Origin of the sequence: Pseudomonas sp. HY2-MNA-CIBAN-0224 (assembly GCF_040310285.1) — a bacterium.
Lineage (GTDB): Bacteria > Pseudomonadota > Gammaproteobacteria > Pseudomonadales > Pseudomonadaceae > Aquipseudomonas > Aquipseudomonas helleri.
Genome location: NZ_JBEOPQ010000625.1, coordinates 1 through 262 on the forward strand (window position 1 = coordinate 1; position 262 = coordinate 262).

A 262-nucleotide genomic window follows, 5' to 3' on the forward strand; every position below is an offset into this window, starting at 1 on the left:
GTATACGATAGGGGCTAGCGTCTCGCAAACATCAGGCACATAGACCACGTGCATTCTATCTTCTGCGACCATCTTGCTTTCTTCACTGGCGAATACAAACAGCTCACCGTGACGCGCATGTACTTCTTGCATGTTGGCTTTTAGCTTATCAAACATACTGTCTTTTGGCGCTAGCACCACAATAGGCATGTCTTTATCGACCAATGCCAATGGACCGTGTTTCAGCTCACCTGCTGCATAGCCTTCAGCATGAATGTAAGAG

1 protein-coding gene is annotated in these 262 nt (G+C 47.3%); it reads right to left on the reverse strand.

Annotated elements, in window-relative coordinates; all coding sequences use genetic code 11:
* A partial coding sequence (locus AAEZ03_RS27815; RefSeq protein ID WP_350583125.1) for an SIS domain-containing protein occupies window positions 1-262 on the reverse strand: 262 nt, incomplete at both ends.